At 59.2% G+C, this 24547-nt stretch carries 20 protein-coding genes; 5 read left to right on the top strand and 15 right to left on the bottom strand.

All coding sequences use genetic code 11. From position 1 onward, the window contains the following. From mtaB to KP699_RS01450, 3 genes are read right to left on the bottom strand one after another with little or no spacing between them, the layout of a single operon-like run. The gene (mtaB, locus tag KP699_RS01460) at nt 1–1245 is read right to left on the bottom strand and encodes a tRNA (N(6)-L-threonylcarbamoyladenosine(37)-C(2))-methylthiotransferase MtaB (protein ID WP_215761392.1); all 1245 of its coding nucleotides are present in this window, start codon (nt 1243–1245) and stop codon (nt 1–3) included. After that, nucleotides 1242–2054, bottom strand: a complete 813-nt coding sequence (dapF, locus tag KP699_RS01455; RefSeq protein WP_215761391.1) for a diaminopimelate epimerase — start codon at nt 2052–2054, stop codon at nt 1242–1244. The genes mtaB and dapF overlap by 4 nt, the downstream gene beginning before the upstream one ends. Before the next feature lie 58 nt (nt 2055–2112). Continuing rightward, nucleotides 2113–2514, bottom strand: a complete 402-nt coding sequence (locus tag KP699_RS01450; protein WP_215761390.1) for a VOC family protein — start codon at nt 2512–2514, stop codon at nt 2113–2115. Between the two features lie 162 nt (nt 2515–2676). On the opposite strand from KP699_RS01450, the gene KP699_RS01445 reads away from it, so the two are divergent. Both KP699_RS01445 and KP699_RS01440 read left to right on the top strand, forming a co-directional pair. Further along, a complete protein-coding gene (locus KP699_RS01445; protein WP_215761389.1) occupies nt 2677–4632 on the top strand; it encodes a hypothetical protein in 1956 nt (651 codons plus the stop codon). A 115-nt stretch (nt 4633–4747) separates the two neighbouring features. After that, the gene (locus KP699_RS01440) at nt 4748–6511 is read left to right on the top strand and encodes a DEAD/DEAH box helicase (protein ID WP_215761388.1); all 1764 of its coding nucleotides are present in this window, start codon (nt 4748–4750) and stop codon (nt 6509–6511) included. A 69-nt stretch (nt 6512–6580) separates the two neighbouring features. Here the strand turns inward: KP699_RS01440 and KP699_RS01435 are convergent, their stop codons facing one another. Next, nucleotides 6581–7330, bottom strand: a complete 750-nt coding sequence (locus KP699_RS01435) for a hypothetical protein (protein WP_252346718.1) — start codon at nt 7328–7330, stop codon at nt 6581–6583. Nucleotides 7331–7481: 151 nt separating this feature from the next. On the opposite strand from KP699_RS01435, the gene KP699_RS01430 reads away from it, so the two are divergent. Next, nucleotides 7482–9044 carry a S10 family peptidase gene (locus tag KP699_RS01430; RefSeq protein ID WP_025827668.1) on the top strand — a complete coding sequence of 521 codons (1563 nt, stop codon included), beginning with the start codon at nt 7482–7484 and terminating at the stop codon, nt 9042–9044. A 100-nt stretch (nt 9045–9144) separates the two neighbouring features. Here the strand turns inward: KP699_RS01430 and rpsI are convergent, their stop codons facing one another. After that, on the bottom strand, nt 9145–9630 hold the full coding sequence (gene rpsI, locus KP699_RS01425) for a 30S ribosomal protein S9 (RefSeq protein WP_025827670.1): 486 nt from the start codon (nt 9628–9630) through the stop codon (nt 9145–9147). 5 nt (nt 9631–9635) lie between these two features. Beyond that, nucleotides 9636–10112: a 50S ribosomal protein L13 gene (rplM, locus tag KP699_RS01420; RefSeq protein ID WP_025827672.1), complete on the bottom strand. Its 477-nt coding sequence runs from the start codon at nt 10110–10112 to the stop codon at nt 9636–9638. Between the two features lie 222 nt (nt 10113–10334). On the opposite strand from rplM, the gene KP699_RS01415 reads away from it, so the two are divergent. After that, on the top strand, nt 10335–11684 hold the full coding sequence (locus KP699_RS01415) for a hypothetical protein (RefSeq protein ID WP_215761387.1): 1350 nt from the start codon (nt 10335–10337) through the stop codon (nt 11682–11684). A gap of 88 nt (nt 11685–11772) precedes the next feature. On the opposite strand, the gene KP699_RS01410 is transcribed toward KP699_RS01415, so the two are convergent. From KP699_RS01410 to pstC, 5 genes are read right to left on the bottom strand one after another with little or no spacing between them, the layout of a single operon-like run. Continuing rightward, on the bottom strand, nt 11773–12870 hold the full coding sequence (locus tag KP699_RS01410; protein WP_215761386.1) for a retroviral-like aspartic protease family protein: 1098 nt from the start codon (nt 12868–12870) through the stop codon (nt 11773–11775). A gap of 47 nt (nt 12871–12917) precedes the next feature. Then, entirely contained in the window at nt 12918–13622 is a 705-nt protein-coding gene (gene phoU / locus KP699_RS01405; RefSeq protein ID WP_077930620.1) for a phosphate signaling complex protein PhoU, read from the bottom strand. Between the two features lie 17 nt (nt 13623–13639). After that, nucleotides 13640–14446, bottom strand: coding sequence for a phosphate ABC transporter ATP-binding protein PstB (gene pstB / locus KP699_RS01400; protein WP_237388872.1), 807 nt, complete (start codon nt 14444–14446; stop codon nt 13640–13642). A 20-nt stretch (nt 14447–14466) separates the two neighbouring features. Continuing rightward, entirely contained in the window at nt 14467–15351 is an 885-nt protein-coding gene (gene pstA / locus KP699_RS01395; RefSeq protein WP_077930622.1) for a phosphate ABC transporter permease PstA, read from the bottom strand. Further along, nucleotides 15348–16331: a phosphate ABC transporter permease subunit PstC gene (pstC, locus tag KP699_RS01390; RefSeq protein WP_077930623.1), complete on the bottom strand. Its 984-nt coding sequence runs from the start codon at nt 16329–16331 to the stop codon at nt 15348–15350. Before pstC ends, pstA begins: the two co-directional genes overlap by 4 nt. Nucleotides 16332–16599: 268 nt before the next feature. Here pstC and ilvD point away from each other — a divergent pair, with 268 nt between their 5' ends. Next, the gene (gene ilvD / locus KP699_RS01385) at nt 16600–18468 is read left to right on the top strand and encodes a dihydroxy-acid dehydratase (RefSeq protein WP_215761385.1); all 1869 of its coding nucleotides are present in this window, start codon (nt 16600–16602) and stop codon (nt 18466–18468) included. A 59-nt stretch (nt 18469–18527) separates the two neighbouring features. On the opposite strand, the gene KP699_RS01380 is transcribed toward ilvD, so the two are convergent. The 4 genes from KP699_RS01380 to KP699_RS01365 form a co-directional block, all read right to left on the bottom strand. Beyond that, nucleotides 18528–19622: a histidinol-phosphate transaminase gene (locus KP699_RS01380; protein WP_215761384.1), complete on the bottom strand. Its 1095-nt coding sequence runs from the start codon at nt 19620–19622 to the stop codon at nt 18528–18530. Nucleotides 19623–19669: 47 nt separating this feature from the next. Beyond that, a complete protein-coding gene (locus tag KP699_RS01375; protein ID WP_215761383.1) occupies nt 19670–22042 on the bottom strand; it encodes a TonB-dependent siderophore receptor in 2373 nt (790 codons plus the stop codon). A gap of 235 nt (nt 22043–22277) precedes the next feature. Next, on the bottom strand, nt 22278–23444 hold the full coding sequence (locus KP699_RS01370; RefSeq protein WP_215761382.1) for an acyltransferase: 1167 nt from the start codon (nt 23442–23444) through the stop codon (nt 22278–22280). Between the two features lie 131 nt (nt 23445–23575). Then, a complete protein-coding gene (locus KP699_RS01365) occupies nt 23576–24343 on the bottom strand; it encodes a hypothetical protein (RefSeq protein WP_215761381.1) in 768 nt (255 codons plus the stop codon). Nucleotides 24344–24547 lie beyond the last annotated feature (204 nt).

Raw genomic sequence — 24547 nt, 5'->3', positions numbered from 1 at the left:
TCAAACCCTTTCCGCCAGCAGGCCCGCGGCATCTGCCGCCACAGCCCGCAGACTGATAATCTCACCCGTTTCCGCCTCACCTTCCGCCAGACGGACCGGGGCAAACTGTTCACTATGCCCTGATGTGGGCGTTTCCATCAGCACACGCAAAGTCTGGCCGACCAGACTCTGGTAATACCGCTCGGCCGAGGCCGCCCCCACCTCCCGCAGGCGCGCAGCCCGCGCCTTGCGCTCGGGCACCGGCACAGCCCGCATCCGCGCCGCCGGCGTGCCCGGCCGCTCACTATACGGAAAGACGTGCAGATACGGCACGCCCTGCGCCTCCAGAAAAGCGCGTGTCTCTTCAAACAGCGCATCATCTTCCGTCGGGAACCCGGCAATTACGTCCGCGCCAATGCCGATATCGGGGCGCAGACTGCGCGCCCGCGTGATGACCCGTGCGGCATCTTCCGCCAGATGGCGGCGCTTCATCCGTTTGAGAATCAGGTCCGACCCGGCCTGAAGTGAGAGATGCAGATACGGCATGAAGCGCGGCTCATGCTCCAGCAGACGCCAGATATCCTCATCAATTTCCACCGGATCAACCGAGGACAGGCGCAGACGCTCAAGCTGTGGCACCAGCCCCAGCACCCGGCGGCACAACTGCCCGAGTGAGGGCGTGCCCGGCAGGTCCCCGCCCCATGAGGTCATGTCCACGCCTGTCAGCACCACCTCCCGGTAGCCCGATTCGACAAGGGCGCGCACCTGCTCCACCACCACGCCAACCGGCGCGGAGCGGGATGGCCCGCGCCCGAAGGGAATGATGCAGAACGTGCAGCGATGGTCGCACCCCTGCTGGACCTGTACAAAGGCCCGCGTCCGGCCCGCAAATTCCGTGACCAGATGGGCGGCGGTTTCTCTGGCGGCCATAATATCCGAGACGGCGAGCGGCTCGTTCATGGCAGCGGGTGCCCAGCTTTCCGCCTTCAGCTTTTCTTCATTACCCAGAACACGGGTGACGCCCGGCAGGGCAGCCCAGCGGTCCGGGTCAATCTGCGCGGCACAGCCCGTCACCACAATCCGGGCGCCCGGCTTATCACGATGCGCGCGGCGGATGGCCTGCCGGGCCTGCCGCTCGGCCTCCCCCGTCACCGCACAGGTGTTGACGATAATCACGTCCTCCAGCGCTGCGGCATGCTCACGCATGACCTCGCTTTCCCACGTGTTCAGCCGACACCCGAAGGTCAGAATTTCCGGACGGGTCATGAGGCGTAGGTGGCCAGATCCACCATCCCGTCAAATGCAACAGCCGCAGGGCCAGTCATCAGCACATGGTCATTATCCGCCCATTCAATGTGCAGAAGGCCGCCATCCAGCTCCACGGCGCAGCGGCGCTCCACCAGCCCGCGCCGCACGGCATTGACCACAGCCGCACAGGCACCGGACCCGCAGGCTTCCGTAACCCCTGCGCCGCGCTCATGCACTTTCAGGCGCATCCGGGCGGGGGTGTCTATGCGGGCGAAACCAATATTGGCACGGTCAGGGAAGAGCGGGTCATGCTCAAGCGCGCTGCCTTGGCTGAGCATCGAAAAATCTTTCACAAAAAAAGTTGCGTGCGGGTTCCCCATGGAGGCCGCTGCCGGGTCTCCGGGAAGGGGCAGATGGAGTGTGTCCATCTCGGCTGCAAGAGGCACGGCCTGCCAGTCCAGTTTTGGGGCTCCCATATCCACCGTCACCAGCCCGTCTTCTTCAATACGCGCAGGCAGGGTTCCTGCGCGTGTTTGCAGAACGGGGGTACGGTTGCCGGTCTGGCGGAACACCAGATCCGCCACACAGCGAGAGGCGTTACCACACGCCCCGGCCTCTGACCCGTCGGGGTTAAAAAAGCGCACAAACACATCCGCTCCATCCGCACAGGCCGGGCGCAGCGTCACAAGCTGGTCACAGCCAATGCCCCTCCGGCGGTCAGCAAGGGCTGCAATGCGCGCAGGGGTCAGGGACAGATGGCCGGCACGCTCGTCGAAAATGACAAAGTCATTCCCAAGCCCGTGCATCTTGAAGAAAGAGGTCTGCATACCGCGCCTTATAAGGCAGTTCAGCCCCTAATACCATTGCGGAACAACACCGCGTGGCTCAGAGGAAACGCCCCGGCGCGCCACGGCTCAGCACCTCAATTTTATAGCCATCCGGGTCGGTCAGGAAAAAGAACGTGCCGATAATGCGGGTTTCCAGTTCCAGCGTCCTGATGGGCGTCGGGGACAACCCTGCCGCGTCCAGCCGCTCATGCTCGGAGGCCAGATCCTCTACTGAAACGGCGAGATGCCCGTAGCCATCCCCCAGCACATACGGTGCGGTCCGGCCGTGATTGATGGTCAGTTCCAGCTCAAAGGTCTGCTCCTCATTCGCCAGATAGATCAGTGTGAAGCTGTCAAACACCAGCCGGTCCACCGGGCGCAGCCCGAACGCTGCCTCATAAAACGCCAGCGAGCGCTGTTCCTCCAGAACACGCAGCATGGAATGGATCATTTTTGCCACAGCATATCCTCTCTGACATTCGCTTCGTCAAAATTTACAGTGCTCATAACGTGGAAGCCGGTCTTGCTGAAATTATTTTTTAAAAAAATAGTCTTTACGCACGCCTCGGCAAAATGGTTTCAAACAATAAATGCGCCTGTTCCGGGGATAATATTTAAAGAAATGATCACCTCTTCTCTTCTGCCTGCGCCGGCATCACGCCAGATGCGGATCTGGCTGTGTGTTGGCACTATTCTGGCGACGGGGCTGTCCGGCTTGCAGTTCTCCCGTGAGGCACATGCAGCAGAAGATGAAGCAGCCTCTCTGGAGGCTCTGGAACACCAGATGGCGCAAATTCAGGAGCAGCAGAAAGCGCTCCAGAAGGCGCTTGTCGGCATGCAGAAGCAGATTGCCGCGCATCGGGCCGCGCTGGGGGGGCATGCCGGGGGGGCTGCAACCCGCTCCGCAGTGGACGGCAGCAGCCACCATACGCTGACAACCGCGCGGAATACCGTATCTGGCAGCGGCGGCACGAGCCATAAAGGCTGGTCCCCGGAAACCGGGACTGAAGAGGCTGGTCTTGAACCTGCCGAAGCCACCTCCACCGCCATGAACACGCCGCACCACATGGTGCACCATGCGACAGGACCGGACGCTCAGCCCATCTTCTCCGGGGTTGATACGCACCCGGATGTGGAAGCTGTTATTGGCCACCGCGCGGAAGACGTCATTTCCCGCATTGCGGAAAACAGTGTTGGCCCGCATGCGCGGGAAACCGCGGGCGCACAGGCCGCCGGTGCGCTGGGTGACCACGGCGTGTTCCATATGGGGCCTGTCACCCTCATTCTGGGCGGGTTTCTGGATGCCTCGGCCGTGGTTGAAAACCGCCATGTGCCGTCCGGCACGTTCAACTACTGGCAGGCCATGCCGTATCCGAACGAGTCCCGTTATCACACCAACAATTTTGAAGGCAGCGCGCGTTACAGCCGTATCTCCCTCATGGCGCGCGGCAACGTGGATAACCACTCCACCATCTCCGGCTTCTTTGAAATGGATTTCGGGGCTGGCGCCGCCACGACCGACGCTTATGAAAGCAACAGCTACGCCTTCCGCATGCGGCAGGCCTATCTGGCTTATGATAATAGTGATCTGGACTTCCATTTCCTTGCCGGGCAGGCGTGGAGCATGCTGACACCGGGCCGCATCGGCATTATCCCGCGTCAGGAAAGTCTGCCGGAAACAATCGAATCCTCCATGCTGGCAGGCCAGACATGGGCACGGCAGCTCCAGTTCCGGTTTGTGAAGGACTTCCTCCAGCATCGTCTGTGGCTGGGCCTGTCCATCGAAAACTCCGCCACGCTGTATGACACCACCGGCTTTACCAATGCGGACGGCACCGTCACGCTGCCCAACGGCAAAACCGCTACCATCAGCAGCAATGGCACAGGCCTGACCAATGATGCCCCCTTCTCCAACGAGATTGCGCCGGATGTGATCGGCAAGGTGGCGTGGGACCCGCACTGGGGCCATTACGAAGCCGTGGGAATCCTGCATTTCCCGCATGACCGCGTCGCATCCCTCGGGCAGGGCCACAACAATACCGCCATTGCTGGCGGTGGCGGGGGCTCCATGGTTTTGCCGGTTGTGCCGCATAAGGTGGAAGTGCGTCTGGCCGGGCTCGCCGGAGTTGGCATAGGCCGGTATGGCTCCGTTCTGCTGCCCGACGCCACCCTGAAAGCTGACGGGGACGTCGCTCCCATTCCTTCCGTGCAGGCAACCGGCGGCATTATTGCCCACCCCACCCCGCGCGTGGATGTGTATGGTTTCTTTGGATATCAGGAAGCCGGACGGCGCTATTCCAACTATGGCGGCGGCGCGTATGGCTACGGCAACCCGAACTATTCCAACCTTGGATGTGAGACGGAACTGTCCACTCTGGGCTGCACGGCCAACACCCGGAGCGTGATGGAAGCGACCGTCGGCGCATGGTATCGCTTCTTCAAAGGACATTACGGAACGGTGGAAGCCGGAGCCCAGCTTGCCTACTCCCGCAGGGATGCCTGGAAGGGTCAGGGCGGCGGACCGGATACCAGCATGAGTCAGATATTTCTGGACTTCCGTTACCTGCCGTTCCAGTAACACACCACGCTTGCTCAAAAGCGCTCAGGGCAAAAGTTCTCCGGCCAGGCCTCTGGCCATTTATGCGGGGAACCTTTATCCCCCCATACATCTTGTTGCCTGGACCTAAAGTAGAATGCCTTTTCAGAATGCCCCCGCCTCTCTTGCGAGCGCCCTTGCCGCTCGCGGGTACGACTCCGCAACCCCAGTTCAGGCCGCCGTTCTGGCGCCTGACGCCGAAGGTCGGGACCTTCTTGTTTCAGCCCGCACCGGCTCTGGCAAAACCGTTGCCTTTGGCCTTGCGATGGCCAACACCCTGCTGGATGACAATGGCCGCTGCCCCCCGCCGGGCGCGCCGCTGGCTCTGGTCATTGCTCCCACGCGTGAACTCGCCCTGCAGGTGCGCAATGAGCTGGAATGGCTCTATGCCTCCAGCGGTGCGCGCATTGTCTCCTGCGTTGGCGGGATGGAACCCCGTGTGGAAGCCCGTGCGCTGAACGCTGGCTGCCACATTGTTGTCGGCACGCCGGGCCGCCTGTGTGACCATCTCTCCCGCGGGCAGCTCAAACTGAGCAATCTGCGCGCCGTGGTGCTGGATGAAGCGGACGAAATGCTTGATCTGGGCTTCCGGGATGAACTGGAAACCCTGCTGAAAGCCGCCCCGCCGGAACGCCGCACCCTGCTGTTCTCCGCCACTATTGCCCGGGACATTGCCAATCTGGCCCGCCGCTACCAGACGGACGCCCTGCGTATTGATACGCAGACCGGCAGCGCCCCGCATACGGACATTACGTACCGCGCCATTCTGACGGACCAGTCCGACATGGCTGGCACCATCGTCAACGTGCTGCGCCAGATGGAGTCTCCCACCGCTATTGTGTTCTGCCACACGCGTGAAGCCGTGCGGCAGTTGCAGGGGATTCTGACGCAGCGTGGCTTCTCCTCCGTCGCCATTTCCGGTGACCTCGGGCAGAACGAACGCAGCCGCGCCATTGAAAGCCTGCGGCATGGCCAGGCCCGCGTTTGCGTGGCGACTGACGTTGCAGCCCGTGGCATTGATATCCCCGACCTCGGGCTGGTGATTCACGCCAGCCTGCCGTCCAACCCTGCAACCCTGCTGCACCGTTCTGGCCGCACCGGGCGCGCCGGGCGCAAAGGGACCTGTGTTCTGCTGGTGCCGCCCTCACGCAGAAGGCTGGCGGAACGCCTACTGGAAGGGGCCAAAGTTACGGCAGAATGGGGCGGCGCCCCGACACCGGACGATATTGCCAAAGCCGATGCGGAACGCCTGCTGTCCGCTCCGGAACTCTCCATTACCGTGCCGGAAGCCGGTGGCATGCATGAGCTGATCACCAAGCTGACAGCAGCACATTCTGCGGACCAGCTTGCTGCGGCGCTGATTGCCATGTGGCGCGCCAACCTGCCGGAACCCACCAGCGTACGCGTTATTTCTCCCGGCTCTATCAAAAAAGCGCCGCGTGAACGCACCCGCCGGGATGACGAAGAAGGTGACACCCGTGGCCCGCGTGAACCGGGCGCATGGTTCCGCCTCTCCGTTGGCCGCGAAGACCGCGCTGACCCGAAATGGCTTGTGCCGATGCTCTGCCGTCTGGGCGGTATCCGCAAGCAGGATATCGGCGCGATCCGCATCCAGCCGGACCACACACTGGTAGAAATTGCACAGGATAAAGCTGAACGCTTCCAGTCCTGTGCCGCTGGTGCTGATGCGGATGAAATTACGGTCGAGCCTTCTGCTCCGCCGCGTGGCGGTGCCAGCCGCGACAGCGGTCGTCCGCCGCGTTCTGCTGGTGGCCCCGGTGGCAGTCGTCCGCCCCGTAAGGGTGGCGGTGGCGGCTTCAGCAAAGGCGGTCCGTCCAGCCGCAAACGTAAAGGCTTCTGATCCTCTCAGACGCAAAAAAGGCCCCTCCCGAAAGGAAGGGGCCTTTTTCTTGCCTAACGACTCAGTGCCTTACAGTCTGGGCAGAGACGTTGCATCTTTCCAGTCAGACTTCAGACGATCTTTCTGGCTCTTCCAGGCATTTTTTGTATCCTGCCCGGCATTGTTCCATTTTTCCTGCGCGCTTTTGCCCGCGTTCGTCACCTTATCGCGCTGAGCTTCCCACTTCTTGCGGGTTTCCTCGTTCGCGTTGTTCCACTTATCCTTTGCGTTCTGCTCCGCGTTGGTCACCTTGTCGCGCTGGGCTTCCCACTTCTTGCGGGTTTCCTCGTTCGCGTTGTTCCACTTATCCTTTGCGTTCTGCTCCGCGTTGGTCACCTTGTCGCGCTGGGCTTCCCACTTCTTGCGGGTTTCCTCATTCGCGTTATTCCATTTATCCTTCGCGTTCTGCTCCGCGTTGGTCACCTTGTCACGCTGGGCTTCCCACTTCTTGCGGGTTTCCTCGTTCGCGTTGTTCCACTTATTCTTCGCGTTCTGCTCCACGCTGGTCACCTTGTCACGCTGGGCTTCCCACTTCTTACGGGTTGCCTCGCTGGCATTATTCCAGCGTTCTTTTGCCTGATCCTGTGCGGACTGGCCGGCGTTTTTCAGATTGGATGAAAATTGGTTAGCATCAGTCTTGACGGCATTACGCGTATTCTCCACTCCCTGCTGTGCGCAGGATGTCAGGGAGTGGCAAGGATCAGCATGGGCGGCTGTGGCTGAAACCAGAACCGTTGCAAGCGGCAACCCCAGAACGGCGATTTTCCGAATGAACTGCATAAATATTCCTTCCATATTTCCTGATAACCATCAGGAAGACGGGCGTGTTTTAGGCAGGAAATTTTGTCAAAAAATGGCCATTCCCGCCCTGACCGGACAGAATTGCCCGCACACCCTCGTATCTTTTTTTGTGTTTGGAGAATAAACCCAGATGATTAAGCCTTCTTTACTCTGCAAACACATGCGCAGACCGCACACAAAGGCCGGACTTGCTTTAGCCACTGCCCTTTGCCTGTCTGCGGCCCCAGTATACGCCGTGCCGCCCACGCCGCCAACCGCACCCCATGCTGATGCGCCCAAGGAGGCCCGGACAGAGTTTACCGGCACCGCCGCCCTGCTCCCGGATGATGCCATAACGCACCACACGGACACGTTTGCTGGCCACAAGATCAGCTACACCGCCCACGCGGGAACACTCGTGCTGCGGGATGATGCCGGCAAGCCCACAGCCCGCATGTTTTACGTGGCCTACACGCAGGACGGCGCGGACCCGGCAAAACGTCCGGTGTCCTTCTTCTTCAATGGTGGTCCCGGCGGAGCCACGGCTTATCTGCATCTGGGCGCCGCTGGCCCCACCGCGCTGACATTTCCCGCAGGCAACCCGACGGACGGCGCCAATGCGCGGCTGGCGCTCAACCCGGATAGCTGGCTGCCGGACACGGACATGGTGTTTATTGACGCCCCCGGCACCGGTTGGTCCACCCCGACCGACCCGAAAACTGCTGACAAAACCTTCTATGGCGTCAAGCAGGATGCCCGGGCCTTTGCCAAGACCATTCAGCTCTGGGCCAACACCAACGGCCGCCTGACCTCCCCGCGCTATCTGGTGGGGGAAAGCTACGGCGGCATTCGCTCAATAGAAGTCGCAGAAGCTCTGGCCCAGCAGCAGAATCTGATGGTGAACGGCATCGTCATGATTTCACCGGCGCTGGATATGGGGCTGCTGGATACCAGCAACAGCATTCTGGCCTCCGCCCTCACGCTGCCGTCCTTTGAGGCCGCAAAACTGGCCTTACAGCACAAACTCGCGCCGGAAACCGCAGCGCATCAGCTTGATGAGGCCTATCACTACGCACTCGGCCCGTATCTTTCCACGCTGGCCAACACCCCGCCCACGGGCGATGCCGCGCGTGATTTTTATGAAGAGGTTGCCAACCACACCGGCCTGCCGCAGGACGTGATTGCCAAGGAACGCGGCCAGCCGCAGCCCATGGCGCATGATGTACGCAGCCGGGACGGACGCCTTTACACGCTGTATGATGCCACGGTGTCCATTGCCGACCCGTTCCCCGAAGGTGTGGATAATGGTGACAGCCCGGACCCGACCCTCTCTGGCTTTGGCCGCGCCTATGGCAGCGCGTTTGAAAACTATGCCGCCAAAACCCTGAATTACCGGACGGATCTGTCCTACGAACTGCTGAGCATGAAGGTGAATGCCGCGTGGGATTTCCGGGGCGATGGGGAACCGATGGCGCATCAGATTCCCATTCTGCGCCGCCTGCTGGCTCTGAACCCGACCCTGCGGATCTTTATTGCCAACGGATATTATGATCTGGCCTGCCCCTTTGCCAGCGCACGCTGGGTAACGGAGCATATCCCTGTCGGCCGCAACCGCATTGGCCTGCACACCTACCCCGGCGGCCACATGCTCTATACCCGCCCGGACAGCCGTGCGGCTCTGGCACGGGACGTAAAGGCATTTCTGGCCCCCTGAAACAGGCCGGACCAAACCCGCCAGACATAAAAAAGGCGGGAGAGGTTTCCCTCTCCCGCCTTTTCCTGACGTAGCGTGTAAGCCGCTCGCCCCTGCCGGATCAGCGCTTGCTGAACTGGAAGGAACGACGGGCTTTGGCGCGGCCGTATTTCTTACGTTCAACCTGACGGGAGTCACGAGTCAGGAAGCCAGCAGCTTTCAGAATGCTGCGCAGGCCGGGTTCATAGTGCGTCAGCGCACGGCTGATGCCGTGACGGACTGCACCAGCCTGACCGGACAGACCACCACCAACGACGGTGCAGACAACGTCGAACTGGTTGTAGCGGTCAGCCACCAGGAAGGGCTGCGTCAGCAGCATGCGCAGCACCGGACGTGCGAAATACGTGCCAACGGGACGACCGTTAACCGTAATGTCGCCTTTACCGGGCTTGATCCACACGCGGGCCACAGCGTCTTTACGACGGCCCGTTGCGTAGGAGCGGCCCTGCGCATCGCGTTTAACTTCATAGACCGGGGCTTCCGGAGCCGTGGGAACCACGTCTTTCAGATCAGCCAGCGTGCCTGTACGTTCCTGAGTTTCAGACATGATGCTCAGCCTTTCTGCGCGTTAACGACGTTTTTGCGATTCATGGCAGCCACGTCCAGCTTCTGCGGCTGCTGGCCGTCATGCGGGTGCTCGGCACCGGCATAAACATGCAGGCTGCGCATCTGCTGGCGCTGCAGCGGACCACGGGTGATCATGCGTTCAACGGCCTTCACCACAACATGGTCCGGGTTCTTGCCACCCAGACGCTGTGCAATGGTGCGGGTCTTGATACCGCCGGGATAACCCGTGTGGTAGTGGAACAGCTTCTGGCCAGCCTTGTTGCCGGTCAGCGCCACTTTCTCGGCGTTGATGACAACAACGTGGTCACCGCAGTCAACATGCGGGGTGAACTGAGCTTTGTGCTTGCCGCGCAGGCGGTTCGCGATGATGACGGCCAGACGACCAAGAGCGAGGCCTTCGGCATCGATCAGGATCCAGTTCTTCGTCACCTCCGCGGGTTTCAGCGAGAGGGTGGTCTTCATGAGAGTGTGATTCCGTTAAGACTATAAGCTTTGAAGATGGGCGCCTTATGCGGGCGCCAAAGGGCTTCGTCAAGAGGAATTGGCGTTGCTCCCCGTAAAATCAACAGTTTTTCTTACGGTAACATGTTACCATAGCCAGACTTGCAGCACCCCCCGCCCGTGCATTACACGGGGAGATACGGTGACGACTTCCTTTGTCAAAACAAGCAGGATTCCTACCTGGTGAAGAAACATGTCCCTTTTACAGTTGCTGGTATTGCAGCCCTCGCCTGTGTCGGATGGCTGGCGGCCCGCCATGCCGAGCATGTCATGCTGGAAAAAAGTATCGACAGTTTCCGCCAGACACTGGGGCCGGATACGTCCTTTACATATAAAAAGGCATGGCCCGGCCTGCTTGGGCGGAGTGTAAAATTTACCGCGCTGGTTTTCCGGCAGGGGCAGCAGAGCGTGACAGCGGACGACGCGGAAATTTCCAAAGTCAGCACCACAGGGGATGAAGCCAGACGAATCGGCCATCTCGTTTTTCACAAGTTTCAGTTCACCGATACCTCAGGCAACCTGCGTCTGGATGATCTGTCTCTGGATGGCGTTACCCTGCCCAGCAACGGCGATGAAAAACAGGGCACACCCCCGCAGGCGCTGGAAATCAAACATGTGGACGCCAGAAAGCTGCATGGCTTTATTGCCAGCATGCAGTCGGACTTCACCGCATCCAGCCTGAAGGTGGATGATTACGGGAATGATGAAGCCTCCCATCTGGACGCAAAAGACCTCCGGCTGGCAACCAGCGTTGCCCCGCAGCGCCAGATTACCGCCAGCGCCATCCTGCTGGACGGGATGGATCTGGCCGGACTGTATAAGAGTTACACCACCAATGCCCCCTACAAACCGCTGGACGGCGTGCGGGATATTCAGGTGGACGCCCTGAGCATAGAAGGCACAAGCCCTCTGCTCCGCGTGGCCCGCCTCACATCCCACGCCACCCATACCGAGGCATTGGAAAAAGAAGTCTCAGCCGTTCAGGGGCTGGAACTGTGGCCTGCCGTGCCCAACCTCTCTTTCCTGCCGGCTCTGGGCTATGACCATTTCCGGGGTGCGCTGGTGCTGAACCTGACGCATGATTACAAAGCCGGAAAACTGCATATCGACACCTTCAGTCTGGAAGCTCCGGACATGGGCCGTCTGACACTAGACGGAGACTTCAGCGAGGCCAGTACGCTCGCCATGCTCTCAGCCAGTGCTGCGGATATGCAGGTGATCAGCATGAACTTGTCCTACCGGGATCACGGGCTGGTCCCCAAAGTGATAGCAAATTTTGCCAGCACACGCGGCACAACCCCGCAGGACTATATAACGTCTCTGCGGAACAGCATGGCCCCCGAAGGCAGCGACCCGAAAGCGCCGTTGCCTCAGTTTGCAAGCTATCTGGCCAACCTCGGCAACGGCCCCCTGACCATGACCGTGCACCCGCCGCAGCCTGTGCCGTTGATGGCGATTGCCGCGACCCTGAGCATGTTGCCCACATCCCCCCAGCTTGCACAGCAGCTCGGGCTGACGCTCCACGCCCCATAAAAAACAGGCCCGGTACTGGTCAGACGATCCTGACCGATACCGGGCCGCACGGGCGCCGCTGTTTTTTGAAAAAACTTTTCCTGCTGGCTTACCGCGCAGCACCCGTCTGGTCAGACGGCGCTGCTGTCACCACAGCCCCGCTTGCGGGCACCCCGGCAGCGGGGGGTACTGTCACTGGGAGTGGCGCAGCCGCTGGGCCTGTGGGGCTTACGCCACCTGTGACTGGCGCATTTTTCTGCCTGATCAGCAACTCGAACGTATGATCCTGCTCCGGCGGCCGGAGCCGCTGGATGAAGATCTGCTCCTTCTTGTAGGAAATCCACACCCGGTTATGCCGCAGGAAGTCCGCCCCTAGCAGGGCATAGCCATCTGTTTCAATGGGAGAGACGGCCAGCATCGGGTTGGGATAGAGTTCCGTCCCGATCTGAAGGCTGTCAAAACGGTGCAGATATCCGCCGCCGCGTCGTTTTCCGTTGACACCCCCTGATGTCACCGGAAAACCCCGCGCCAGCTCGTCTTTCATGACGCCCGCTTTACGCGCCTGCGATGGCAGGACAGTTGTATGCCACGCCCCGCTGTCCAGCATGGTATCAATCTTCTTGCCGTTCAGCCTCATGGTGGTGCCTATCCGCATCCCCTGAGTCCCGAGGCGATACCAGTCGAGCGTTGAGGAGGGACCATCCCATGTCGGGGTCGGACTTTTGCACCCGCTCAGCTCATAGAGCGCAATTTTTCGGGCAGGCAGATTGAACATCACATCATAGGACCGGAGGAAATCCGCCCCGAACAGCCCGACAACAGGGCGTCCTTCAAGTGTGCCGCCAAAAGACCGCTTTGCCTGTGTGAGATACACTTCCCCGCTGGTGGCGGTGCCGAGGCCCATCTTATCCGCCCGCATGACGGGGGAGAGCATCTCACCCGTCACGCCGCTGATGTTCAGAACGTGCCCGGTGTCCGTAAGGCCAAAATTCTTGCTAGCCTCTTCCGAAATCATGGAAAGATCGGCCCCGCTATCCACAACCATCGCGGCGTCATGCCCGTTGATTGTCACCCCCACGATAGGGGAGCCAAATTTGTTCAGAACAGGGAGGTCGCCCAGTGTTGCGACCTGACACACCCCGTTTTCTTCCGCGCAACCGGCCAGTGCCAGCAACGACACCATCCCGATCCAGCCTGCTTTACGCACGTCCTGCCCCTTTCTCAGTCTCCACGGCAGCACGCAGTCAGGCTGCTTTAACTGCCCTTTTTCGCGGCTCCGCCACGCGGGCGCAGCGCGGGAAGCATTTCCCCGGTGACCGCATAGTAAACGCGCTCGGCAATATTGGTGGCGTGATCCCCGATCCGTTCGAGATTTTTCGCTACGAACAGCAGGTGGATACAGGGGCCAATCTTGCGCGGGTCTTCCATCATATACGTCACCAGTTCACGGAACATGGCGGTATAGAGTTCGTCAATCGCTGTATCCGACCCCCAGACCTGCATGGCGCATTCACTGTCATTATTGACCATGGCTTCAATCGCGCTGTGCAGGTTTTCCTGCACCAGACGCGCCATGTTGCGCAGGGCACCAAAGGACAGCGCCCCATCCAGCGGCTCGACCTTCAGCGCCCGTCGGGCGATGGAGGAGGCATAATCCCCGATCCGCTCAAAATCGCCGGTAATTTTCAGCACGGCGATAATCACGCGCAGGTCAACCGCCATCGGCGCACGCAGGGCGAGAATACGGATGGCGAGGCTTTCCGCCTCACGCTCCAGAGCATCCACTTCCACATCCAGCTCAGGCGGCTCCAGAGCGGCGTCTTCATCCTGATCTACCACGGCGGCAATGGCCTGCGCCGTCTGGCGTTCCACCAGACCACCCATGCGGGCAACCAGCCCACGCAGACGGTCCAGCTCCTGATCATATCGGGTGACGGTATGCGCGGGTTCGTTCCCCATGAGTGTCTCCTCCCTGTTCAGCCAAAGCGGCCGGTAATGTAGTCCTGTGTGCGGCTTTCACGCGGGGCGGTAAACATCCGCGCCGTGCTGTCCACTTCCACCAGTTCCCCCAGATAGAAAAAGGCGACCTGATCCGCACAGCGGGCAGCCTGCTGCATGTTATGCGTGACAATGGCAATGGTGAAATCGGTCTTGAGTTCGTCCAGCAGTTCTTCAATCCGCGCGGTAGAGACGGGGTCCAGCGCGCTGGTCGGCTCATCCAGCAGGATCACTTCCGGGCGCACCGCAATGGTGCGGGCAATGCACAGACGCTGCTGCTGGCCGCCGGAAAGCGCCGTGGCGGATGCCTGAAGGCGGTCCTTTACCTCCGGCCACAACGCCACGCGGCGCAGCGCATCTTCCACACGCCCGTCCATTTCGGAGCGGGACACACGCTCATGCAGGCGGATACCAAACGCGATATTGTCATAAATGGACATCGGGAACGGTGTGGGCTTCTGGAACACCATCCCCACGCGGGAGCGCAGGGCGTTCAGATCCAGCCCGCTTCCCAGAATATTCTGGCCGGCAAACAGCACCTCACCCGTGGCGCGCTGGCCCGGATACAGGTCATACATCCGGTTCAGCACCCGCAGCAGCGTGGATTTTCCGCAGCCGGAGGGGCCGATCATCCCCGTTACACTCCGCTCGGGAAAGCCCAGCGTAATGTTATGCAGCGCGTGGGTCTTGCCGTAATAGAAATCCAGATCATTCACCTGAATGGCGATCGGACGTTCTGACAGCGCAGCGGCTGACGCATCAGCCTCCCCGTTAGCCGAGGGCATAACCTGCATGGTGTTCTCGTTCATGTCCGTCCTCCGCGGATGCCCACCCGCACCACAATATTGATAATGAGCACACCCATCGTCACCAGCAGGGCTCCGGTCCATGCCTGCTGCATCCAGTCCTGATAGGCAGAGCCTGCATACTGATAAATTGCCACCGGAAGGCTGGCCATGGGCCGCCGCATATCCAGAGACCACTCAGAATTCCCCAGCGAGGTGAACAGCAGCGGCGCCGTCTCCCCCGCCACGCGGGCAATGGCCAGCAGCACACCGGTCATGATGCCGCCGCGCGCGGCCCGCACGCAGATAAACAGAATGACGCGCCACTTGGCCGCACCCAGTGCAATCCCGGCCTCGCGCATGGACACCGGCACCAGCCGCAGCATGTCTTCCGTGGTGCGCACAATAATCGGCATGGCCATGAGCGCGAGGGCTGCCGCACCGGAAAACCCGGAGAAGTGGCCAAACGGCTCAACCAGCAGCATGTAGATAAACAGGCCGATCAGAATGGACGGCGCGGACAGCAGCATGTCCGACACAAACCGCACAGTCCGGGCCAGTTTGCTGTCAGCCCCGTATTCCGCCAGAAAAATACCCGTCAGCAGGCCAGCCGGTGCGCCCAGCAGAATGGACAGACCCGTTTGCAGCAGACTGCCAACAATGGCGTTGGCCAGACCACCACCAGCCCCCGGAGCCCCCATGGAATGGGTGAACAGGGAGAGGGTCAGGCCGGGCAGGCCGTTTTTAAGCAGCGTCCAGAGAATGGACCCCAGCACAAACACCACAATCAGCATGGCCAGCCAGCTCATGCCGGTTGCCAGCTTGTCGATCATCTTGCGATGCAGGGCCAGCACGCCGGACCGCTGTGGCCGCCCGGCAGCCTGTGAGAAGACCTGACGGGTCATGAGCGTTTTCCTGCCTGTGCTTCCCCTCTGGCCAGCAGAATGCGCGAGACCCAGAGCGTCACGAAGGAAATAGCCATCAGAATAGCCCCGAGTGCCATCAGGGAGGACAGCTTGAGGCTGCCCGACGGGCTTTCCGGGAATTCCAGAGCAATCAGAGAGGCAATGGTGTTGGCCGGTGCAAAGAGAGACCAGCCAATATGGTTACTGTCCCCGATCACAAAGGTCACAGCCATGGTTTCCCCCATGGCGCGGCCCATACCCAGCACAATGCCGCCTACAACACCCTGCCGGGACCAGGGCAGCACAACCTGCCGCATCACTTCCCAGCGAGTCGCGCCCAGCCCGTATGCGCTTTCACGCAGCACAGTTGGCATGGAAACAAACACATCCCGCATCACAGCGGTAATGGACGGCACGACCATCACGGCCAGTACCAGCCCGGCTGTCAGCAGGCCGGTGCCGAATGGCGCCCCGCTGACCAGCGCGGACAGCACAGGCACATGGCCAAACATGTGGCGCGCCGTCGGCTGCACGTAATGCGCCATGACAGGCACGAGCACAAAAAAGCCCCACATGCCAAAAATAATGGAGGGAACAGCCGCCAGAAGCTGCACGGCCATGCCAATAACGGAGGAGACCGCCGGAGGAGCCAGAGCTGTCAGCCAGAAGGCCGTACCAAAGGCCAGCGGAACGGCAATCACCAGCCCCAGAAAGCTGCTGGCCAGCGTGCCGAAGACCGGAGCCACCGCACCAAAATGCTGCGTGACCGGATTCCAGACAGCCGTAACAAAAAAGCCCGGACCAAACGTGGAAAATGCCTTCCAGCCGCCTGTAAGCATCACTGTAATGATGGCGCCCAGCACAAGAAGGACGCCAATACCCGTCACAACGACCAGCGTCCTGAACAGGGCATCACCATCCCATCGGCGGTTTATCTGAGGCGTTGCAGCCTGCGGGGGCTGCACTGCGGTTCCGTCCATCTGCACTCCGTTCCGATCTACAGGCCGGGAATTGGGAGCAATACTGAACCACCCGGCGGCCTGCAACCAGAGCCGTGAACAAACGCACCCATACGCAACAAATGTCATGAAACTGTAGCACTTTTACACCGAATATGTCTCAAACCCCTTCCCCACACCCTGACACAGCCCCACTTATGGCGTAGGATGCGCGCCCGCATTGTCGGCCTGCCTGAGACCGGGCCGTCTTTTTTACCCCTTTTGATGTATTGACCAGAGAGACCCCGCAATGGCCGGTTACCGTTCCCGCACTACTACCCATGGCCGCAACATGGCAGGCGCCCGCAGCCTGTGGCGCGCCACAGGCATGAAGGATTCAGACTTCGGCAAACCCATTATTGCCGTCGCCAACTCCTTCACCCAGTTTGTGCCCGGCCATGTCCACCTCAAAGACATGGGTCAGCTTGTGTGTGACGCCATTGCGGAAGCCGGAGGCATTGGCCGCGAGTTCAACACCATTGCGGTGGATGATGGCATTGCCATGGGCCATGGCGGGATGCTCTACAGCCTGCCCTCGCGCGAGCTGATTGCCGATGCCGTGGAATATATGGTCAACGCGCATTGTGCGGATGCGCTGGTCTGCATCAGCAACTGTGACAAGATTACCCCCGGCATGCTGATGGCCTCCATGCGGCTGAACATTCCGGTGGTGTTTGTCTCTGGCGGCCCGATGGAAGCCGGGCGCGTCACGCTGGATGATATCGAGCAGCGGGCCGACCTCGTGACCTCCATGGTCGCCGCCGCCAACCCGACCGTCAGTGAGGCGGACTCTCAGGCCATTGAACGCTCCGCCTGCCCGACCTGCGGCTCCTGCTCCGGCATGTTCACCGCCAATTCCATGAACTGCCTGACGGAAGCCCTCGGCCTGTCCCTGCCCGGCAACGGCACGCTTGTTGCAACGCACGCCGCACGGCGGGAGCTGTTTGTGGAAGCCGGGAAGCGCGTCGTGGATCTGGCCCGCCGCTATTATGAGCAGGACGACGCCAGCGTGCTGCCGCGCAGCATTGCCACCATGAAGGCGTTTGAAAACGCAATGTCTGTTGATATCGCCATGGGGGGCTCCACCAACACGGTGCTGCATCTGCTGGCCGCCGCCCACGAGGGTGAAGTGCCCTTTACTATGCAGGATATTGACCGCCTCTCCCGCAAGGTGCCGCATCTGTGCAAGGTCTCTCCGTCCCGTTCGGACGTGCATATGGAAGATGTGCATCGGGCTGGTGGTATTCCCGCCATTATGGGGGAGCTGGACCGCCTCGGCCTGCTGCATAATGAAATCCCGATGGTGCATGCCGCAAGCCTGAAAGACGGGCTAGCAGCATGGGACATCCGGGCCACCGACAATGCGGACAATACTAAAGCCCGTGACTTCTTCCGTGCGGCCCCCGGCGGCGTGCGCACCACGCAGGCGTTTTCTCAGGCCAGCCTGTATAAGGAGCTGGATACGGATCAGGAAAACGGCGCCATTCGTGATGGCGCGCACGCTTACAATCAGGATGGCGGTCTGGCAGTGCTGTACGGCAATCTGGCCGAAGACGGTGCCATTGTAAAAACCGCTGGCGTGGCAGCAGGCCTTGAAACCTTCTCTGGTCAGGCCCGTATTTTTGAAAGTCAGGATGATGCTGTTGCCGCCATTCTGGGAGATAAAATTCAACCCGGTGACGTGGTGCTCATCCGGTATGAAGGCCCCAAAGGCGGCCCCGGCATGCAGGAAATGCTCTACCCGACCAGCTACCTGAAATCCAAAGGGCTGGCCGAAAAATGCGCCCTGATTACCGATGGTCGCTTCTCGGGTGGCAGCTCGGGCCTGTCCATCGGCCATATTTCCCCGGAAGCAGGGGAAGGCGGCGTGATTGGTCTGGTGGAAGAAGGGGACCGGATTGAGATCGACATTCCCAACCGCCGCCTGTCCGTTGCAGTGCCAGACAGTGAGCTTTCTGCCCGGCGGGAGCGGATGGATGAAAAAGGCGATGCCGCATGGCAGCCAAAGCGAGACCGCGTTGTCTCCACGGCTCTGAAAGCCTACGCAGCACTCACCACCAGTGCCGCACGTGGTGCCGTGCGTGACGTCGGGCAACTGACCCGGCGTACACCGCGGTAAAACCGCACAGAGCGCCTGTAAAAAACGGGAGGCCGGTCTCTTCTCCGGCCTCCCGGCCGTCAGGTGGCAAAAATCTCTTTCAGGGCAGAGATAACGCGCGTCACCTCTGCTTCCGTACCCACGGAAATGCGCAACCAGTCATTCAGCGGTGCAAAAGGACGGGCAATCACGATGCCCTGTTTTGCAAATTGCTCCCGGACATCCGTCACAGGTTTCGGGCTCTGGAAAAAGACAAAATTGGCCTCGCTGTCTGTGTGCTTTAATTTCAGACTGTCCAGTGTTTGCGTCAGGCGTGTGCGCCCTGCGGCAATACGGGTATGAACAGAACGGACCCAGTTCTGATCCGTCAAAGCGGCACTGGCGGCACTGATAGCCAGCCGCCCGAGACCATGCGGGTTCCCAAACCCTGCATCGCGCAACGATGTAGCCAGTGAGCGCGGAGCCACAAGATACCCGATAGGCAGCCCGGCGAGACCGTAAATTTTATCAAATGTTCTGAAAACCGCGACATTCTCCCCCTGTCGCGTAAGGGAGGCGGCGCTCCGCACGGAAGTGCCATATTCAAGATACGCTTCATCGACAATTACAAGCGTTTTTCTGGAGATGTCCCGAAGAAATTTCTCAAAATCCGCTGGCGCCGAGACAGTCCCGCTCGGATTATGCGGGTTTACAAGATAAAGGGCTTTCGTCTGGGGTGTGATGGCTTTTGCAAGTGCTGGTAAATCATTTTTCAAAGACGCATCCAGCGGCACCCCAACGCCTGTCAAACCTGCCGGTTTGCCCGCATCGACCAGAGCCATGTAACCGGGCGAGGAATAGACGATATTCCCTCCAACCGGTGCACGGGCGGCCAGAAACAGGCCAAGAAGTTCCAGAATTTCTCCGAGAATGATCTGCTCAGATGCGACATTTTCAAATCTGGCAACCTGCTCCACAAACTGATCGGCTGAAAGAGTATCCCCGTAGCGGTTAGCGTTTTTAATCTGCGCAGCCAGCGCCTGCTCCGCTTTGGGCGAAGGGCCAAACGGATTTTCATTTAACGCCAGTTCAAGAACCGGCTGCTTGCCGGGAGCGGCCTGCGCCCGCGGGAGAGAGGTGAGAAACGCAGCCGAGGCTGTAAGGGAAAAAAGCTGACGTTTTGTAAGCTGAGCCATGATGGTCTGTCCTGTTGCTGAAAGGCTCCCGGCCAGAGCCATGATAATCAGAGCTGATAAGACGCCTGTGCGTAATAAAACCCGCCATTGATACCAATCTGGCTTGCTGCACCATCATATTTTCCTGACCCGTAATATCCGTTTGCCGCAGGAATCCGGCTGGGATAACTGTTGAACAGGTTATTGGCACCTAAGGCGAGACGGAGTTTTTCAATCGGCCGGTAGCCCACCTCAAAATTGGTAATCCAGCGGGGCTGATTGTAAATTCTGTTAAAATCTGTGGCAGAATAGGCATAAGGCCCCTCGTACCATGTCATTTCATCCGCGGTCTGGCCAAAGCGTTGTTCATGCAGGCTGACATCCCATGTGCCAGATGCAGACTGCCAGTGCCCACCAAAGATAATCCGGTTTTTGGGTGTGCTGCTGGCCAGATAGGCGGCCGTCTGCGCATTGAGTGCCGACATGCCATTTGCCAGCGTATTCACATGCCGGATGCTGGTATAATTGGCGTTCAGAGACGCATCCCAGTCGACATTACCAAAACGGCCGAATTCTGTACGGTACGTGACCGTTACATCAACACCGCGCGTTCTGGTTGCGGCTGCATTGGTAAAAAAGGACGCTGAAACATCATCCGGCGCGAGAGAGGATGAGACAGCAATCCCCTGCACCCGCAGAGCCTCCAGAGCCGCATTCCCGGAAATACCGGGACCACTGACAATACGATCCCGAATATCAATCTGATAGGCATCCAGCGTGACATGCAGACGCTTAAGCGGTGAATAGACCAGCCCCGCTGTCAGATTGGTGGCATATTCCGGTTTAAGCGGCGTGGCCCCCAGCAGGCGCGCGGCGGCAGAGTTTGCCGCCAGTGTGCCGCTTGCGCTTTCCGGCCCGACAGCAAGCGCGCTGTAATATTCATTCGCCAGACTTGGCGCGCGCGTCCCGGTGCTGAATGTCGCCCTTACGGCCAGCTTCGGCGTAATATCATATCGGGTTGAGGCTTTGCCGTTATAGGTATTTCCAAAATCTGTGTAATGCTCATAACGGCCAGCCAGTTCTGCCTGCCAGTTTCTGGTCAGCCGTGCAGAAAGATCCAGATAGGTACTATAGACCACGCGGGAATGTGGGCCTGCGTTGGAGGGTAACAAACCTGCCTGCGCCTGTGTTCCCCCATACAGATAAGAGGCGGGGCTGCCCACGCCCGTGCCATATGTCTCAAACCTGTGGGACACCCCTGCCGCAACAGTTAACGGCCCGGCAAGTCCCTTAATTTTGAAAGGCTTTGTCAGATCAAAGGCATTATTTAACTGTGTGGTGGAATAATCCGCAAGATGAACGGAAAGCGGGCTGGAACCCGTCGCCGCGTAGAGACCGCTATTGAGCGTGTTATTCAGGTTGCTGTTAATGAAGTCCCCACCGTAATTGGATGCAAGGTCCCAGTGCCAGCCAAACAGGTTATTACCGCGCAGCCCGACCGCTGCGGAAAAATCGTTTTCCGTCGCCGTCTGATGCGGCGTAAACCCGTTGGGATAGACCTCCGGGAAACGGCTGGGCACGCGATAGACCTGCATGATATCTGTAAAGCGGTGCGCGTATGTTTCCGTCGTATACGCCTCAATCCCGTTTTCAAACGTATAGCCCGCGTTCAAAGCGACGTCATAACGGGTTGTTGAAGGGTCCCCCACCACACGCAGCGTATCCGTGCCTGTCCGGTTGTCCGTGCCGCTTCTGAACGTGTGGTCCTGATGGCGATAGTCAAAGCTCAGATCCACAAAGCCGGATGAGCCAAGTTTAAGCCCTTTCTCGGCCCCTGCCTGAACAACAAAACCGTCACCCTCGTAGGTCTGACCAATCTGGCTCCGCGCGCTGCCGCCATGATCTGCTTTTTTCAGAATAATATTGACCACACCGGCAATAGCATCGGACCCGTATTGCGCCGCGGCACCATCCCGCAGCACTTCAATATGGTCGATCAGTTCCGGAGCAATCAGGTCAATATCCGTGGGCGTGGCACCATCGGCAAAACCGTCTGTATATAAATAGGATGAATTATGGTGGCGCTTGCCATTGACCAGCACCAGAGTCTGATTGGGGTTCAGGCCCCGCAGGCTGATAAAATCCGTTGGGGCACCATCAAATTGTCCAACCGCCGGGCGCGTCACAGATGGCAGAATCTGGGCCAGAGCTGCTGTGGCATTTGTCTGGCCTGTGTTGAGCATCTCGCGGTTACTGACAACATCCACCGGTGAGAGACTGTCCCGCACTTTTTTATGGATCTCTCGCGTGCCCGTCACAATGACGTTTTCATTCTCCGGTTCTGTGCCCTGAGACGCGCTGGCCAGCGCCTGACCTGAGCAGGACAGAGCGGTGCAGGTAAGAGAGACCCAGAATGTGCCTCTGATCTGGCGCCGCTTCATAAGATATTTTCCTTTGGTATGAATTTACGATAAAAATCGTGGATACGAAACGATACAAAAACAATCGTTATTAGTGTTTAATTTTGAAGTCAACATTATCGTGTTGTAATTATATTATAACTATTTTTATTAGTGTTTTATGAGCGGACGATGCCCATCCTTCTCACATCCAGACCAATACCCGGCATACTCACCTCATGCCTTCACCATTGTTCTTTGACAGGCACTTACTTTTTCAGAATTTTTTCTGCTCTCTGGAAAAACGCTGCTTGAACAGCACACGCAACCTGCGCTCTGCGGGATAGGACAAAAACCGGTCCGTCACGTACCCCAGCAACCATGCCCCCAACAGGGCAACTGGGTAACAGATCCATGCTGAACGCTCTGAAAATCCGGCAGCCTGATATGCCCGCACAAGCCCGAGCACAAAAAACATATGGGTCAGATAGATCTCATAACTCATGAAGCCGCATGATCTGACCCACGCCAGAGCCCTGTGCCGTGCCATACTCCCCCAGCCTTTAGAGAGAGCTATCAGCAAAGCCCCGGTGCTCAGGGTCAGGGCTACAGTCAGATCATCCGCCACAGGGTCAGGCATAAAATATACCTGAACACAGCTCAGAAAAATCCCGATACTACCGAGCCACCCCAGAAGCGTGACACCAGAGCGCCCCATCCGGCCTGACCGGGAGAGAAGAAGGGCCGCCGCCACACCTGCGGACAACGCCGATGCTCCCGGAAGATAGGCTTTATGCCGGCAGATATCAGCATCGCCCGTCATCAGGTGCATAGTGACAGGCAGAGCGAATGCCGCGCTTCCAAACAGGATAATCTGCCATTTTTCTGATCGTGGCAGCATCAGGCAAATGAGCGGGAAAATAAGATAGAACAGTTCCTCAATAGAAAGAGACCACAGAACATCCCAGTTCGCAGGCAGGTATCCTGTCCAGCATTCATATTTGTTCAGATACAATCCTAATGCTGAAGCCAGAGCAGCGCCAAGGCTTTGCCCTGTTTTATTAATTATGAAATCCGGCACGCCGCAGAGGTCCAGCACAACAAGGGTACTGAGCAAGACAAGCAGACAGGGAACAATACGGGAAAAGCGCCGGGCATAGAAAAATGGCAGCTGACTATTCCGCAAATTCCCCCAGCGCCGGAGCATGCCGGTTGTGATCAGAAACCCGGAAATAACAAAAAACATAAAGACGCTGTGGTAACCCTGATGTGTGAGAAAACGGAGCACACGGTAGGGCAAAACACCTGCGATATGGGTTTTTTCCAGCGGCAGTCTGATCGCAACATGGTTCACAATAACCATGATGATTGCCAGACCTCGCAGAACATCTATCCCTGCGTTGCGGGACTCTGTCTCAGGCAGAGGGAAGAGAGCTTTTACCATGCAGCACAGATCCATCAAAAACAGTTCGACTGTGCAATGAGCAATCAGGTGAATTCATGGCACTTACCTCAAAAAGAAAAGGCGCCCCGGATGGGACGCCTTTGCTGCACGCTCTGCAAAAATGAGGCGCTTTACTGGGCCGCAGGCGCTGCCGGAGCAGACGGTACAGCAGGGGCCGCCGGAACTGCGGGCGCAGCCGGAACGCCTGGCACGGCAGGAACCGCAGGAGCGGCAGGCACAGCACCAGCGGCAGAGGCCGCATCGGCCGGAGCCGACGCATTCGGGTCGGCCGCCGGAGCAACCGTGTCATTCAGGATAAGGTAGGAAATGGATTCCATGCGTGTGATGTCAATCACATCCCCAACCTTCAGCGTCGCCATGAAGTCCTGCATCGCTTTGATACGCAGCACGGCAACGTGAGATTCTCCATCCGTCGTGACGAAGGAGAGAGTGTGGGTTGCAAGGTCAATGCTCTGCACCGTCGCGCGCTCACGGCGGAAGGCCGCAATCACGCCGCGCGGGTGGCCATGCACATAGCCTTTAGCGGTTGTCAGCGTGGATTCCGGCAGCGGGCTGCCGGGAGGCGCAATTTCCGCACCCAGCGTTTCCACAAAATGGATGCTCAGCTTGTCGCCAGCATTCACGTGCGGCAGGTCACGCACGGACGCACCATATTCAATGGTGATGAGGTGGCCGTTGGCTTCACGCAGCAGCAGTTCACGCGCGTCATGATCAACAGTTTCCACAATCGCTTTGGCGGACTGGTTTTTGAGCAGAACAGAAGCCTGCGCATGCGCTGCTGAGGGCAGGCCAGCGGCAACAACGCCGCCAACTGTCAGCGCACATGCAGCCACGGACCCTGCAGCCAGAGAAGCAAGACGGGAGACGATAGGATGCAACGCCCTTATCCTTTCTGAAATCAGTCTGACAACACAGGGGGTGCAGACCGCAGTTACACTGGATTTAGTCTGATACAGGGCCGGGATTATAACACAACCCGTTACCAGCACATTGCTCTACCTCAAGGCATGTGCGTCAGGCCGTGGGCCGCCAGCCTGCACAAAAAAAGCCCGCCCGGCAGGGACCGGGCGGGCTTTTGGGCA

It is taken from the genome of Acetobacter sp. P1H12_c (assembly GCF_018811975.1).
In the GTDB taxonomy this organism is placed as follows: domain Bacteria; phylum Pseudomonadota; class Alphaproteobacteria; order Acetobacterales; family Acetobacteraceae; genus Acetobacter; species Acetobacter persici.
Note: the sequence above shows the minus strand (reverse complement) of the source record. Positions and strands in the feature narration are given on the sequence as shown.